This window comes from Turicibacter sanguinis (assembly GCF_013046825.1).
GTDB lineage: Bacteria > Bacillota_I > Bacilli_A > MOL361 > Turicibacteraceae > Turicibacter > Turicibacter sanguinis.
Window position 1 is genome coordinate 300,161 of the sequence record NZ_CP053187.1, and the last position, 15,562, is coordinate 315,722.

The window sequence follows — 15,562 nt, forward strand, 5'->3', positions numbered from 1 at the left end:
TATCATCTTGTACTAAACATAACATAGGGGGAGAGTTACGTCTCATACAAGTACATTATGGGAACACTTTTCAAATCTTAAACAAAATAAACAAACTTTTTTAAAATTTTATTTTCTTCCTTTTATAGGATTTAATGTTTCAGATGTTGCAAAATCTGAAGAGGAAACTGAGGGCTTTATCATCACAATGATAAACTTTAAAATTCAACGAAAATCGTCATAAATTTTAAAATAACTAATAAAGTATAATAGGAAACAAATTACCTATACTAATAGTATTTCGAATAAAAGGAGAGACTCTTCATGGAAAAAACAAAAACTTTCCAACTTACCGAAAGTCAATACAATCTAGTCGAAGAATTACTCGAAATCGCACCCGGTCATACCGAAGCTGAAAAACTCATTTCTGCTCTTGAACTTGCCGTCGAAGTCGGGGCTCACACCGATATGTTTTAACATAAAAAGGTCCCAATAGAAGCGGGACCTTTTTATGTTAAATAATAAAATTCTTTTATAAAAATGAGATGGGTCACCTAGCATCTTATCCTCCGCTACTAGGCAATGGGTTACCTAGCGATTGGGACTAGCATCTTATCCTCCGCTACTAGGCAATGGGTTACCTAGCGATTGGGACTAGCAATCTTCCCCTCCGCTACTAGGGAATGGGTCACCTAGCGATTGCTACTAGCAATCTTATCCTCCACTACTAGGGAATGGGTCACCTAGCGATTGCTACTAGCAATCTTATCCTCCACTACTAGGGAATGGGCTCACACCTATGGTATTTGGCACCCCATTAGTGGAGAAAACCACTTCGTGGATGGGGTCCCCCTTGTTAGGATAACTCGGCCTGACGCCGAGTACACCACAGGTGTATAGTTGTTCTATCCTTCACTTCGTTTAGGAAGAACAGCTAACATAGTAGCGCTAATCCATCATTCTGCTAAAATCTACACCTTCTATAAAAAAAGAGATAGACTCACGTCTATCTCAGCACTTGCATGGATAACTCCGCCTTTCAGTCTACTAAAAAATATATTTTCTATAAAAATACGATAGACTCTCGTCTATCGTGGCACTTGCATGGATAACTCCGCCAAAGGCGGAGTATAGTCCAACTAATTTTCGTAAAACGAAAATAGTTGGGCTAACAAATAAACGGCCTGTGGGGGAACACAGACCGTTTAGGGAGTGAGAAAACATAATGAATAAGAAAATCAAAGGGGGAGAAAATTTTTTATCATTTTCATCCGTTTATATTATGACATATATTTATGTACGAATAATGAAAAGAGTATGTCTTTTTTGTGTTTTTTTGGGTTTTTATTCAATAGGTTCAGGCATATCACGTGTCAATAAATATTGCACAGATCTAAACTCATATCCTTCTTCTCGGAGTTTTGGAATTAGACGATCAAGGCATTCTGCGTTGTCCTTTGAAATACTGTGCATTAAAATAATCGCACCGGGATGAATGCGAGCCAAAATCTGATCATAGGCATACTGCCAACCACGTTGTTGATCGACGTGCCAATCCATATAGGCTAAAGACCAGAATAGATTATAGTATCCACGCTCTTTTGACCAATCTAGAACTTGTTGATTAAAATGCCCTTCGGGTGGTCTTAAAAAGCGCACCATTTCTTTTCCTGTAATTTCTGTATATTTATTTTCAATTAATGTTAATTCTTCGTTAAATTTTTCCTTGCTGACTTTTGTTAAATCGGGATGATGATACGTATGGTTCCCGATAATATGACCGTCATCCACCATTCGTTGTACTAATTCAGGATTTTGTTCCATAAAATGACCTGTAACAAAGAAAATGGCTGGAACATCATATTTTTTTAATACATCCAAGATTAATGGGGTATTTCCATTCTCGTAACCACAATCAAATGTTAAATATAAATCCATCTGATCAGCTGGTGCAATATAAAATGCATCATTATTTCGAACGATATCATCATATTCTTGGCCTGGCCAAGGTTGTTGATGATTTTCACCTTTAGGAATTCCCCAACCAATATTCTTTGCTGAAGCCGTAAAAAATGACCCTAAACAAAGTAATAATGTTAACATTATTGTTCCAAAGTTGAACTTTCTTTTCATTTTTATCACCTCTCATTATCAAAAAGAATTCTATAATAATTTGTCGAATTTCTGCACAATATATACATAAACAACTGATAAATTTTAGCGATAAATTTGATTCATTTATGATGATTCATTTACTATAATGGAATTAAATGTTAAAATCTAATAGTTTTTTAATCAGAAATTATAAACAGGAGGCACACCCGATGGAGCATATCTTTTCTCTCGAATTTCTTAAAAAGCTAAGTGAACAACTCAAAAAACGGGAAATCAAAGGATTACCCGAGCAAATTGCTTTTAACCTCGTGATGGCCATTGTTCCTCTTCTTGTTGTAATTGTTCAACTTGGAACCTATTTATCTTTGAATACAGATTTAGTCGAGTATTTAATCATGGCTTATGCACCCAATGAGTTAAAACTACTTTTAATGAATCTTTTTTCAACAACGTCGACCCCTTCTGGAAATATCTTTTTTCTTATTACAACGGGTATTTCGTTTATGTGGTTAATCTCTAAAGGATTCTACGGAATTGCCGCCGCTGCCAATACCACTTATCAAGTTCCTTATATGAAATTTGCCTATTTAGAACGTATTTTTTCTTTCCTTATTGTTATTTTCATGATTTTATCACTTGCCTTAGTCACAGTATTCGCTTTATTTGGTCAAGGCCTTATCATTTTAATTTTTAAAATTTTAAATATCCATATCCAATCTCATTTACTGCTGATTTTTAATATCATTAAATCACTGATTAGCTTCTTAGGTTATTTTAGCTTCTTTTTATCGCTATTCTATTTAGCACCAAGTATCAAAATGAGAGTGGGTGAAATCATTCCGGGAGCTCTTGTCACCTCAATTGGATGGAGTGTGTCATCAATTGGATTCACCTTCTATGCCAACCATATTGCAAACTATAATAAATTTTATGGGAGCCTATCCGTGATCATCATGCTACTGTTTTGGCTCTTTATTCTCGGATATACCATTATGATTGGCCTCCAAGTGAATTACATTCTTAAACGTGATTACTTCGGTGGCGTTTCCTACGAACAAAAACTTGGAATTTTCAATCGTTTTCGCTATCTATCAAAATGGACAAAATTTGCTCCTACAGAAATATCAGATTCAAAATAATCGCATATCTTTAGCACCTCATGAATAGAATTTAGCAAGACTATTTTGATTACTGAGGTGAAATCATGAAAAAATATTGCCTATCCTTCGCCATGCTCACGCTACTTTTAAGTGCATGCTCACAGGATTCAACGTTATCTAAAGTCTCAACGCCTCAAACCGTCGAGAACTTTATAACCAGTAACACCCTAACCACCACTGACACACCAACAAAAGAGACGACGACTACCACCGAAACACCTGAAGTTTCAACTCCTCAAGAAGAAGTGGCTTTAACATTCGCCACTCAACAAGACTTTGTTGATTACATGTATAAAAAAATTGTGGCCCTCGAAGACACCATTGCACTACTCGATTCTAATCTTTCACAACTATTTGCCGTGAGTACCTCAGAAGATACTTCTGGTTACCAAAGCATTCGTCAAAATTTATTTGATCAAGCCACAAATGAAATGGATAACATGGCGACTTTAACCTTACCTAACACTGAGGTAAAAACGCTACATGATTATGTGCAAAAAGCATATCAATATACCATTAAATCCAAACAAGCAGAATATGATATTTTCAATTCTGAATCACTTGATGCACGCCAACAACTATTAGAAGCTAATTCTGAAAACGAACGCTTAAGTGCCCATTATATTCAATTATCATGGGACGAAATCGATCGCTTATCAACCACAACCATTTATCGTAAATAGAAAAAAGTGAGACTAATTTGTCTCACTTTTTTCTATAGGATGCTTATGATATTTAATCTCACTAATAATCCAAACTAAAACAGGAATGGCTAATTCAAAGATTGGTAAGAGGTAAGTTGGATTTACATTTAAAATCTGATTTAAATTTTCAACTTGGCTTTCTTGGAAATGTGCCCCACATAGACACATTACTACAAGAATAGGAAAAGAAATAATTTTATGATTTATTTTTTTAAAGACTCCATTAATTAAGCTAGTACCGGCATAAAAATAAACACAAATCTTAAAGAAACAAGTGGTCATTAAAATAATAATGGCAAGAGGATCAAGACGTTCAAAAAAGATATTGACTCCGACCATCTTCATCGAGTTAAAGAAGGGATAAACAAAGTTATAAACTAAATCCTCACCTAATATTCCAATATTAAAAATATCTACCATTAAAAGCAAAATGGTTCCGCAAATTAAGGCTGCAAATCCAACCTTTAAAATTTTTGGACTCTGAGCTTTAGGCACTAAAGGGAAAATGACTAAAAAGGCAATCAATTCACCGTAAGGAAAAACAGTGGTTTTATAAATTTCTGGGATTACTTCTTTGAACCCATGTTCTAAAATCGGAAAAAAATGATCAAAATTAAAGATACCTGATGTAAACACCCCTAAAACAAGTGGAATGAAACTGATTAATACCAAATAAAATAACAATTCAGATGCTCGTCCAATCGTATTAAATCCTAACATCATTCCATACCAAATCACTAACGCTAACAATCCAAGAATTAAAAACATGCTAGCGCCTTCCATGACAGTAAATTGAATCATATTACCAGTACTAATCACAATTCGATATCCCATATAAAGAAAATATCCTGAGTAGACTAGCACAACTAGGCTTCCTAAAACCTTTCCAAATACATCTTGAAGAATTAGCGTTAAGGACTGATATCCATGTAAGTAACTAATTCGATGATAAATAACAAATAAAATACTACCCAAAACAGCCGCAATTAACATCACAATCCAAATATTTGGTCCAGATAATCGTCCAACATTACTTAGGGTTGCACTTGCGGTTAAGTATAGAATTAATAGGGTAAACATCTGATTTAAACTAATCCGTGATGTTTTCACACGACTAACCTCCCTTTATTTTTGTTGTAGATTTTGAATATCTCCAACGGATATAATATTAGCTTCTACTTCAACATCAAAGGTCAATGTCGGATAAATGTCTGACCAATACCCTTGCAACTCATGCCATTTTTTTGGATCTTTCATATAAATTTTTGATCCTACTCCAATAATATCACTCTTAAATTCAGTTTGAGTTTTCGTAATGACTTGAATTAAATTTTCCTTCATTGCTTGTGCGATATAGGTTTCAACCGTTGTCAGATTCTCAGGTTTACTTAAGTCAATTGGATATTGATTTTCCATAATATAACCTGATACTTCACATTTAACGGATACCTTATTTTCATCCATATTTGGCTTAATGTCCGTTTTAGTCCCTCGTGCTTCAAACGTAATATTATAGTCATCAACAACGGCATTCACGACATAACGTTCGGCATTATCCATCAAAACATTATAGAACTCTGCCTCATGACTATTTAAATAGCCAACAAACTTATCTTGCTTAAAAGCCGCTAAATAATTAACCTCAAATTGACTAGGGGAATTAACCTCTAAAATATTATCAACATTTTCCCCAGCACTTGGGTCATTACTTTTAATTTCAACACTATTTAAAACAAGCTCTACTCCTCTAGCATTTACCATATTAATCGCATCATATAAGTTATAACTGACTTGTCTTCCGGTACACACATGACACATGTTCGTTAAAGAATTTAACTGATTAATCGGAATCGTCTCGTTTGGAGCTAACGTTGATAAAACCGTTGCAGCCATGGTTTCTTTTGCGACGACTAAGGAAATATTAGGACGAATTTTAACATTGCGAAGAGCAGCATCTAATACATCATTAATGCCATCTTTGGCAATGTTTTCATCAATGACAATCACGCTTAGATGAGGCAAATATAGCACTTTAGAAGTCAAATTTGATAATCGACGATACGACTCAAATATCGTACTCCCCTCAGCTTGAATCGTTACGATTGGAAGTGTATTTTGATGATTACCGGCAATCGAAGTTGGATTAACAACTTGAGCTGTCATCAAATATCCCGTTGATGTTTTATCAATTCCAAGCCCTGCCACAAGTCCAATATTGCTCATTTCAATTTTATGGGCGCATCCGGTTAAACAAAAACACATCATAACTAAGATAAACAACCGTTTCATCTTATACCTCCTCTTCTCGTTTTGGATTTTCTAGATTGTGTTGGACACGATCTGGAGAGTTAAAAATTTTCGGTCTATATTTCATCCAAGAAAGCGGTAAACGAATAAATTGATCTTCTTGATCATGTAAATTAAAAGGCGCAATCGGTGCCATAAAAGGTTGATTAAAGGTCGTTAGACTACATAAATGCAGAATCAGAGCAAGGAATCCAAGGGTAATCCCATATAAACCAAATGCTGCACCGAGTAACATGAACACAAAGCTTAAAATTCGAACCGCATTATTTAAACGAATATTTGATAAAATAAAAGAAGAAATAGCCGTTAATGAACCAATAATAATCACCATCGAGGAAACAAGTCCTGCTTGAACTAACGTTTGTCCGATAATTAATGAACCCACAATGGTCATCGAATCCCCAATGGCTTTTGGTTTACGAACGGAAGCTTCCCGTAAAATTTCAAATAAGGTCATAATGATTAACGTTTCAACAATGGTAGGGAATGGATTGGCACTCCGTTGATCGATAATCGTCACCAGTAAAACGGTTGGAATCATTTCTTGATGATACGTTGAAATCGCGATATAAAGACCTGGAATCAAAATAACAATCATAAACGCTAAGTAACGAAGTAACCGTTCAAATGTTGCAATAACCGGACGATTATAGTAATCATCGGCTGTTTGAAACATCATTGGAAAATAAGAGGGGGCAATGATTTGAAATGGTGTATTATCGACCATAATGGCAATCGCACCATGTACAACAGCGGCCGTTACCTTATCAGGACGTTCGGTTTCAATCAAACGTGGAAAAACGGTCCAATGATGATCTTCAATTAATTGCATCAACTGGCTACTATCCGTGATACAGCTAATATCAATCGCTTCAATTCGTTGCTTTGCAATCTGAACGAATTCTTTATTTACTACCCCTTCAAGATAAACGACAAAGACATCTGTTTGAGAACTTCTTCCGACTTTATACGTGTCAAATCGAAGACGTGGGTCCTTAATATGACGGCGAATAAGCGCTGTATTCACGCGAATAGTCTCAACAAAAGAATCTTTTGGTCCGCGTGTGGCAATCTCTGTTTCAGGTGCTGTAATAGAGCGCATTTGCCACCCTTTACAGTCAAAAGCCATAAACTGAGCAACCCCATCTAAGATGACAATAATTTGTCCTGTCAATAATTTATCGTATAGATCAGTATAATCTTCGCCACAACTTGCCGACATCATACTGATACGTGATTGATAAATCGTTTTAAAGGTTTGTAACGGTCGATCTTTTTCTCCACTATCACCTACTAGAGATAAATCAATCATTAAAACACGAACAATAAAATCCTCGGCTTGATTACTATCAATTAACCCATCAATTCCAAGAACAATTCCTTTTAAGCCTGATACGCCTTTTAATTCAAATTCCCGAACAATTAAATCATTAGCATTTCCTAAATCCTGTTTAATTTTTTCTGTATTTTTATCTATCTGCTTAAATAAAGGAATCTTTTTTGGCTGATGCTCAGGGGCTTTTGTATTTTTCTTTCCTTTAAAAACGCGAAAGATATCCATAAAGTTCACCTACTTTTTACATTTAGTCTTATTATTTGAGAATGTGAACCAGTTATACAAAATTAACTTAATAATCACATTTACCTATTTTTGTAAAACTCCTTGAATTTCATTTCACGAGGAACTATAATAAAGACGAAAATCTTAGGAAGGGGGCCTATTATGAATGATAGAATTTCGATAAGGGGGCTCATCACGCAGTTTGACCATTTAAAATTAAAACTAGCTATGCAAGGCATTTTAGTTGGGATAGCTTCGGGATTCATGGTTGTTTTTTATCGAATGATCTTAGAAAAAGCTGAGCATATTAGACAGCTCATCACCTTAAATCAACCATTATGGATGATTGGAGGATGGTTTATTTTATTAGTTCTCGCTGCCCTTTTCGTGGGACGGCTCATGATTAAAGATCCCATGATTTGCGGGTCTGGAATTCCACAAGTGGAAGGGGTGCTTGCTAATAAACTGCATATGAATCCAGTGTCTGTATTAATTCGTAAATTTATCGGTGGAACCCTTTGTATAGGAGCCGGGTTATCTGTTGGAAGGGAGGGGCCTTCTATTCAACTCGGAGCTGCAACTGCACAGTGGATTAGCCGCCTATTTAAACGCCCAAATATCGAGGAAAAATACCTGATCACAAGTGGTGCTAGTGCAGGACTTGCTGCCGCTTTTAATGCCCCTCTTGCGGGTGTCATGTTTTCACTAGAAGAAGTTCACAAACATTTCTCACCACTCATTCTAGTGTCCGCCATGTCTGCATCACTAACCGCTGACTTTATTTCTAAACACTTTTTTGGATTAAAACCTGTCTTTCAGTTTAATCGACTTGAAACCATTCCACTGACATCTTATGGACTTATCGTTATTCTTGGAATCATAACCGGCTTATGTGGGGTCTTTTATAATAAAATAACGGAAAAAACATTAGATACTTACGACTCTATGACGTGGCTAAAAAAACAATATCGCCCTCTCATTCCCTTTTTAATGGCCGGCGTTTTACTGTTTGTGTTGCCTGAAGTTTTAGGAGGGGGGCACTCACTGGTTGAAAGTTTGACGGAAGGAAATTTTACAATTGCCTTTATTTTGATTTTGTTGATGAGTAAGTTTATTTTTTCAATGATTAGCTTTGGCTCTTCAGTACCAGGAGGCATCTTCTTCCCATTACTCGTGCTCGGAGCTTTAACTGGTGCGCTTTTTGGAAATGTCTTATCTGCTTATTTTAGAATCGATGAACAGTTTATTCAAAACTTTATCATTCTCGCGATGGCCGGTTATTTTACAGCGATTGTCAGAGCCCCTATGACTGGGATTATTTTAATTACTGAGATGACTGGCTCATTTTCACATTTACTGTCACTGTCTTTAATCTCACTCATTTCTTATACAGTAGCTGAATTATTTAGAAGTGAGCCTATTTATGAAACACTTCTGCATCGTATTTTAAAAGGCAGCCAAACAGATTCAAATGATGCCCTGTGTGAAACCAAAACCTTGCTCGAAGTCCCTATTTTCTTCGATTCTTTTATTGATGGCAAATGTGTGAAGGATTTGGCGTTGCCTGAAAATTGTTTGCTAGTCAGTGTGAAGCGAGGAAATGAGGAGATTATTCCAAGGGGAAATACGCTGCTTCATTCTGGCGATATTTTAATTGTCTTGGTAAGTGAATCGGTAGCAGGAACGATTAGAGATGACCTTCTCACCTACTGTGATTCCACTCATATTAAAACGGCGTGAAAAATTTTCACGCCGTTTTGATTAATTTTCATAAAATCATCCATAACAAACTCACGAACTAAAAAAAGGAGTGAGTTATGATGATACTTTACTTAAAAAACTATGAATTCAAAACAATTGCTCACAAGCTTGGGCTCATATACATCCTAAATATTATCGATTTAATGCTTGGGATGATTTTATTTAACGCTAACTTTAAGCCTGCTACGAACGGATTCAACGCCATTTTATTCGGAAATCCTTTCGGTATTATCTTTCTTAAAATCCTTCTACCTATTGCACTCCTTGGATACCTCCTCTATCGCATCCAACAAATCGATGATCGCCGCATTCTACGCCTCATCAATTTGACCATTAGTTTAATTCTAATCTTCTTCTTAATCACAAACCTCGTTCATCTAAGTAACTGGATTAATACGTCATTCATCTAAATGATGGCTTGAGTCGTCCTGATCTTTTACTAAATCGTAACAAGACGATAAAAAAAGTCGCTCAAACTTTGAGCGACTTTTTTAATTTGAACTACGTTTTCTTAACTTATTGAATCTTTCCTCTAAATGAACAGCATTTAACGTTAATAAAACGGTCAATACTAACATAAGCATACATAAACCTAAACCAATTAATAGGTACATCGTTCTCCCCCACTTTCCTACGACAAATTATACCAAAATCATTTTTATTTTTCAAAAATAATTGATGGCTAAATATCTGCTCAAAGTGTTTCAAAAAAAACTCGTAAGCTTTTGCTCACGAGTTCTATTGACTCATATAATTTTCTATTTCAAGCCACGACGCCGCGTTCCAATCTTTATTAGCAATCGCATCCTTATCAAAACTTAATAACATGACTTCTCCAACTGGATTTTCAATACTTGTAAAACGATTGTCAAGGTAGAGAATATCTAGCTGTTTAAGCTCACTGACATGCTCCATCTTTGAAATATCACGTAACAACTTTAACGTTTGTTTGTAAATTCGGCTTGTCATTTCATTTCTTGGATAATAATTCAACGCCATCTTAGGAATGACCTCAAACGTTAAACTCGCGATGCCATCTTCAAGCAAGACCGTTGTTTCGCACCCGACGACAAATCTTGAAATCCATTCTAATTCCGCAACCAAAGGATCAACTACCTCTTCAACTTCAACAGGCACAATCACTGGATTACTCACCAAAAGGTCCTCTTGAACCAGTTCAGTCACCATTGAACGATTCTGTTGAAATGGTGCACTAATCATCGTAATAACCCATATCCCTCCACGATAAATACCGTATCCTAACAGCCCAATCAATATGATAAAGACGATACAAGCTATCGTAAATCGTCGTGGATTAACAATTCTCATCCTAATACTCTCCTATATTTTATTTATTTTTACTAATTATAACAGATTTTCTACTATTTAAATACACTTTTAAATAATTGCAAACTCAACTTCACAGTCCCCAAACTGCCCGCTTCTAATCATCACATCCCCCATTCCCTTACCTGTCGTTTTCACATAAATCGCAGCTGCTCCTCCAACAATGGCTGGTGCATGACCAACCAATTCAATCGGACCTAGCGTTTCAACTCTTAAACTATCAAATGCATACGGCAACACATTCCCATTCTCACACCTCACCTGAACCACAATTCGATTTATCTCATACGTCTCATGAAGAGGCACCACCTCATAATCAGCCTTTGCCACCAACCTTGGATTTCTCACTGATCCCAAGCACTTCGTCTTCACCAACTGTCCACCTTTATATCCTTCTAGTCGATATACCGTGTGCGAATCTTTGAGATTTCCGACATACTTTCCATACATCCCCATCTCTTCTTCAACACTAATGCCATATCGAAGGATGGCAATCGCCATTCGTAACTTATAGCGAGGTGGTAAATTCATGCCATGCATCGAAGATGCCATCAACACCTTTTTAACATTATCAGCATCCCACTTCGTCATTCCTTCCTCTTCCTGAAGCATATCTCCAATCAAATCATCAATTAAAATAGGAGGATGCTTCAAATACTTAAACTCCCTGTGATTTGGATAAAATCCTTTAATTAACACATCATTCTTAAATAAATTTACATAATCACAATTTGTAAACACATAAATCGGACCGAGTATCCCACCAGCATGCTCCCCAATATTAAAGCTTGTTCCGACCTCCATAACGGGAATCTTTTCTTGCTGTGAAGCATAAACAAAAGCTGATAACTTTGGAATGCGATTAAAATCAAGCACCCCGTGATAACACATGCCATCGCCACTTCCAAACTCCATATGCGTTGGATAATCAAACAAACAGCATCCAATAGCTCCACTTATTCGTTTACTTCCCATCATCTTATTCATCACTTTAACATGACGCATCGCCTGCTCTAATCGCTGTTCCTCATTATCATAACGTTTCGTCGGATACATATGACCGGTATGGGCACTGACTAAATAAGGAATCTTCGAATCCTTTACCACCTTTTTCGTACTTAAGAGTGGCGCATTTGAAAAATCATCAAACGTGTAAACATCTTCAAATAATTGAGGATGCCCAAACTGACCTCCACCTCCCGTTTGACGAGTCGGATCCAGGTCATGAGCGAGTAGATTGGCCTTTGTATAAAGGGACTCGTCATCAGATGAATCATTAACTCCCACTCCCCAAAGCACAATGCTTGGATGATTTCGGTCCCTTAAAATCATATCCTGAACATTTTGAAGCATTAAATAGTGCCATGATTCACTCTCACCAACAGATTGCCAGCCTGGAACTTCCTCAAAAACTAATAATCCCAGTTCGTCACAACGATTTAAAAAATGTTTCGACTGCGGGTAATGAGACGTTCGTACCATATTCAACCCGAGTTCCTGCTTCAAAATTTCTGCATCACGCTCTTGTAATAATCTTGGCATCGCATCCCCAACACCGGGGTAACACTGATGGCGACTTAATCCAACCAATTTCACTAATTGATCATTTAAATAAAACCCATCACTTCTAAACTGTGCATCTCGAAATCCAAAACGAGTTGACGCCACATCGATGACTTCATCTCCTTTTTTCAATCGAACCTCAACCGTATATAAATAAGGATGCTCTAAATCCCAAAGTTTTGCCTGCTTCATCAACGTCGTTAAATGAACCACCTTCTGATTTAAAATAGGTACCTGTATCGCACGAACAACATTTTTTTCATGCGAGATCATGACATCAAGTTTATCAACTGACGTTGTCGATGATAACGTCACATCGACGTCGATAACCTTACTTGCTGATCCGCGTACAAAAATATTTTCAATGTAAACAGATGAGACTCGCTTCAAATAAACTTCCCGATACATCCCCGCATAAGTTAAATAATCAATCACGCCTCCAAACGGTGGAATATGCGCTTGCTCGGCACCATCGACCTCTACCTTAAGCTCGATATCACCTGAGGGAATTTCGACCTCAAATGGCGTATAGCCACCCTCATGATGAAAAATCAACTCATCATTCACAAAAACTTTGGCCGTTGTCGCCACCCCATCGAATGTTAGGAAAAAACGTTCCCCTTTAAATCTTGGCGCAAGGCTCAATGATTTACGATAAAGACTCTTGAATTGGTATGCCTTTGCGTCTAAGTAATTAGGCGGCATCATCGTATGAGTATGAGGAATTTTCACCAATTCCTCTTCATGTCCATCATATGAAAAATACCAATCATCTAGAAATTCGACTATTCTCATCAGCATATCCCTCAAACTTCATTTTAATATCTAGTCTTATTCTAACCGTTCGTCCGTATTTTAAATCAAATATAAATTAAAAAGACCAATCTTTACGACTGGTCCTTTTCTATATTCAATTAAGCGATGAAATTAATCATATCCTGGATTGATTTTGATCCGAATGTTACTTTTTCATCGTTGATGATCATACATGGTACTGACATGACTTTGTGTTTTGTTTTTAATTCTGGGAAGTTTGCGATGTCTAACATTTCTGTTTCAACGTTTGGATTTTCAATCGCAATACGTTGTGCTCCGACTACAACGTCTGGACATAAGTGGCATGATAATGACACGGCAACTTTAATGTTAACTTTTTTGTCGATTCCTTTGATTGCTTCTAAAACAGATGCATCTAATGCTTGTCCTGGTCCAGCTAAATTATAGATAGCTAATAAGAATGAGTTTAACTCATGTCCACCAGGTACTCCGTGGAATTTAACTCCTGAATATTCTCCATCTTTATTTAATAAGGCAACCACTGGATATTTATCGGCATTTACTTTTTCTTCTAGAGCTTGGTCTTCACCTTTAATTTTCACGACTGCTTCTAACTTATCACCTAAGTTTGCAATATCAATCACAAGGTCACGTAACTCGATTGATTTTTCGTTAGATGGATCCACGATTGTTACTAAAGTCACGTTATTTTCCATACGACTTAAAACGGTTCCGATTTGTTCACGTAAGGCATCATTTAATAAAGCTGAACGTCCTCCAACTGGAGCCGCTTTTGGCGCTTCAGGTTGTTTAACTTCTTGTTTAGGAGCCTCTTCTACAACTTCTTCTTCAACAATTCCTAAACGTTCTTTTTCATGAGCTACGTATTTTTCAGCTTCTAAAGAAGCGATGGCTCCATCAGATACAGCTGTTACAATTTGACGTAACATTTTTGGACGTAAGTCTCCGGCTGCATAAACTCCTTCTACACTTGTGTGCATATTTTCATCCGTGATGATATATCCTTGACGGTCCATATCAACTAAACCATTAAATACTTTTGTTTGTGGCACGTATCCTGCAAAGATGAAGATTCCAAAAGTTCCATCCTCTTCTGACGCTACATGCTCAAAAGTTTCTCCCGTTTGATTATTGATGAATTTTACTCGACGTAATAATTCGTCCCCAGTCGCTTCTACTACTTCAGTGTTGAATTTAACTTCAATTTTTGGATGAGCTAATACTTTATCAGCGATTGTTTTTGCACAAGTGAATTCAGGTTCACGGGCGATAACTGTTACTTTACGAGCGAAACGAGTTAAGAAAATCGCTTCTTCAGCTGCTGCAAATCCAGCACCAATCACGAATACTTCTAAACCTGTATAGAACTCACCATCACAAGTTGCACAGTATGCTACCCCACGTCCACGATATTCTGCTTCACCTGGGAATCCAAGTTGTCGTGGAGTTGCTCCAGTTGCGATGATCACTGAACGCGTTTGGAAATCACCATTTGTTGTTTTTAAAACCTTAACTTCACCTTCTAAGTTAGCTTCTAAAACTTCAGCTTGAGTAAATTTCACACCGAAATCTTCAGCTTGCTTATGCATTTCTTCCATTAACTTTGGTCCTGTTGTGTGACGTACCCCTGGGTAGTTCACGATTTCATTTGTTGTTTTCGCTTGTCCCCCAGCAGAACCTTGCTCTAACACTAACGTTTTCATTTTCGCACGTCCAGAATAAATTCCAGCAGACATCCCAGCTGCTCCAGCACCAATAATAATAACATCATAAATTGTTTTATTCATTTTTATTTCCTCCTTATAATTCTTCTCTTCTTATAGTTATTGTGATTAAACGTAGTGAAACCAAGAGGGAGTTTTATAGCTATTCTTGGCGAGATTTTTTGAGCTTTAGAATAGCTTAATCCTTTAGGGAATCCCGGAGATTTAAAATTTCTGTTGAACTCGTTCAACTTAGAAATTTTTCTCTGGGGATATTTCCTCCATTATCCACATTTACATTCTCTTATCTTAAATGATGAGTCGCACACCTCTTCATTTAAATGCTTCTTTATTTTTTCGTTATTATAAATAACGATCAAAGGGACTTAAATCAGTTCCTCTCATCACACATTTATAATGAATATTACAATATTATACAATTTTATTGAAATCATTTTCTATTAGTATATTTATAAGAATAAGGAGGAAATCTCCTTATTCTTATAAAATGTTACAAACCTCTTGATTTACCTAGCCTGATTATAGCTTTGTTTTATACATCAC

The 15,562-nt window shown here is 36.5% G+C and carries 13 protein-coding genes; 5 read left to right on the forward strand and 8 right to left on the reverse strand.

The genetic code is table 11. The annotated features are described in order from the left end of the window. Positions 1-303: 303 nt before the first annotated feature. Entirely contained in the window at positions 304-456 is a 153-nt protein-coding gene (locus tag HLK68_RS01625) for a hypothetical protein (RefSeq protein ID WP_006783446.1), read from the forward strand. A gap of 867 nt (positions 457-1,323) precedes the next feature. Here HLK68_RS01625 and pdaA read toward each other — a convergent pair. Beyond that, positions 1,324-2,112, reverse strand: a complete 789-nt coding sequence (gene pdaA, locus HLK68_RS01630) for a delta-lactam-biosynthetic de-N-acetylase (RefSeq protein WP_006783447.1) — start codon at positions 2,110-2,112, stop codon at positions 1,324-1,326. Positions 2,113-2,303: 191 nt separating this feature from the next. Between pdaA and HLK68_RS01635 the strand changes: the two genes are divergently transcribed. Continuing rightward, complete coding sequence (locus HLK68_RS01635) at positions 2,304-3,233, forward strand: YihY/virulence factor BrkB family protein (RefSeq protein WP_006783448.1); 930 nt, start codon at positions 2,304-2,306, stop codon at positions 3,231-3,233. Between the two features lie 65 nt (positions 3,234-3,298). Then, positions 3,299-3,937, forward strand: a complete 639-nt coding sequence (locus tag HLK68_RS01640; protein ID WP_006783449.1) for a hypothetical protein — start codon at positions 3,299-3,301, stop codon at positions 3,935-3,937. 12 nt (positions 3,938-3,949) lie between these two features. Here HLK68_RS01640 and HLK68_RS01645 read toward each other — a convergent pair whose 3' ends face one another. The 3 genes from HLK68_RS01645 to HLK68_RS01655 are packed head-to-tail and all read right to left on the reverse strand — an operon-like array spanning position 3,950 to position 7,826. Further along, a complete protein-coding gene (locus HLK68_RS01645; RefSeq protein ID WP_055164946.1) occupies positions 3,950-5,068 on the reverse strand; it encodes a GerAB/ArcD/ProY family transporter in 1,119 nt (372 codons plus the stop codon). Between the two features lie 15 nt (positions 5,069-5,083). After that, positions 5,084-6,247 carry a Ger(x)C family spore germination protein gene (locus HLK68_RS01650; protein WP_006783451.1) on the reverse strand — a complete coding sequence of 388 codons (1,164 nt, stop codon included), beginning with the start codon at positions 6,245-6,247 and terminating at the stop codon, positions 5,084-5,086. 1 nt (position 6,248) lies between these two features. Next, positions 6,249-7,826, reverse strand: coding sequence for a spore germination protein (locus HLK68_RS01655; protein WP_055164949.1), 1,578 nt, complete (start codon positions 7,824-7,826; stop codon positions 6,249-6,251). Between the two features lie 162 nt (positions 7,827-7,988). On the opposite strand from HLK68_RS01655, the gene HLK68_RS01660 reads away from it, so the two are divergent. After that, positions 7,989-9,566 (forward strand): ClC family H(+)/Cl(-) exchange transporter, encoded by a 1,578-nt coding sequence (locus tag HLK68_RS01660; RefSeq protein ID WP_132942881.1) that lies wholly within the window; start codon positions 7,989-7,991, stop codon positions 9,564-9,566. Positions 9,567-9,646: 80 nt separating this feature from the next. Further along, entirely contained in the window at positions 9,647-9,997 is a 351-nt protein-coding gene (locus tag HLK68_RS01665) for a hypothetical protein (RefSeq protein WP_039930959.1), read from the forward strand. An 81-nt stretch (positions 9,998-10,078) separates the two neighbouring features. Here the strand turns inward: HLK68_RS01665 and HLK68_RS14645 are convergent, their stop codons facing one another. The 4 genes from HLK68_RS14645 to HLK68_RS01680 form a co-directional block, all read right to left on the reverse strand. After that, a complete protein-coding gene (locus HLK68_RS14645; RefSeq protein WP_006783455.1) occupies positions 10,079-10,201 on the reverse strand; it encodes a hypothetical protein in 123 nt (40 codons plus the stop codon). 124 nt (positions 10,202-10,325) lie between these two features. Beyond that, positions 10,326-10,916 carry a hypothetical protein gene (locus HLK68_RS01670; RefSeq protein ID WP_132942882.1) on the reverse strand — a complete coding sequence of 197 codons (591 nt, stop codon included), beginning with the start codon at positions 10,914-10,916 and terminating at the stop codon, positions 10,326-10,328. Between the two features lie 69 nt (positions 10,917-10,985). Continuing rightward, on the reverse strand, positions 10,986-13,292 hold the full coding sequence (locus tag HLK68_RS01675; protein WP_238843615.1) for a glycoside hydrolase family 2 protein: 2,307 nt from the start codon (positions 13,290-13,292) through the stop codon (positions 10,986-10,988). 119 nt (positions 13,293-13,411) lie between these two features. Beyond that, on the reverse strand, positions 13,412-15,082 hold the full coding sequence (locus HLK68_RS01680) for an FAD-dependent oxidoreductase (protein ID WP_132942884.1): 1,671 nt from the start codon (positions 15,080-15,082) through the stop codon (positions 13,412-13,414). Positions 15,083-15,562: the final 480 nt, after the last annotated feature.

What these genes read in the sequence shown, in the direction of transcription:
- HLK68_RS01665 (WP_039930959.1), top strand. Translation starts at nt 9,647, where the DNA reads ATGATACTTTACTTAAAAAACTATGAATTCAAAACAATTGCTCACAAG.
- HLK68_RS01660 (WP_132942881.1), top strand. Translation starts at nt 7,989, where the DNA reads ATGAATGATAGAATTTCGATAAGGGGGCTCATCACGCAGTTTGACCAT.
- HLK68_RS01640 (WP_006783449.1), top strand. Translation starts at nt 3,299, where the DNA reads ATGAAAAAATATTGCCTATCCTTCGCCATGCTCACGCTACTTTTAAGT.
- HLK68_RS01675 (WP_238843615.1), bottom strand. Translation starts at nt 13,292, where the DNA reads ATGAGAATAGTCGAATTTCTAGATGATTGGTATTTTTCATATGATGGA.
- HLK68_RS01625 (WP_006783446.1), top strand. Translation starts at nt 304, where the DNA reads ATGGAAAAAACAAAAACTTTCCAACTTACCGAAAGTCAATACAATCTA.
- HLK68_RS01635 (WP_006783448.1), top strand. Translation starts at nt 2,304, where the DNA reads ATGGAGCATATCTTTTCTCTCGAATTTCTTAAAAAGCTAAGTGAACAA.
- HLK68_RS01650 (WP_006783451.1), bottom strand. Translation starts at nt 6,247, where the DNA reads ATGAAACGGTTGTTTATCTTAGTTATGATGTGTTTTTGTTTAACCGGA.
- HLK68_RS01670 (WP_132942882.1), bottom strand. Translation starts at nt 10,916, where the DNA reads ATGAGAATTGTTAATCCACGACGATTTACGATAGCTTGTATCGTCTTT.
- HLK68_RS01680 (WP_132942884.1), bottom strand. Translation starts at nt 15,082, where the DNA reads ATGAATAAAACAATTTATGATGTTATTATTATTGGTGCTGGAGCAGCT.
- pdaA (WP_006783447.1), bottom strand. Translation starts at nt 2,112, where the DNA reads ATGAAAAGAAAGTTCAACTTTGGAACAATAATGTTAACATTATTACTT.
- HLK68_RS14645 (WP_006783455.1), bottom strand. Translation starts at nt 10,201, where the DNA reads ATGTACCTATTAATTGGTTTAGGTTTATGTATGCTTATGTTAGTATTG.
- HLK68_RS01655 (WP_055164949.1), bottom strand. Translation starts at nt 7,826, where the DNA reads ATGGATATCTTTCGCGTTTTTAAAGGAAAGAAAAATACAAAAGCCCCT.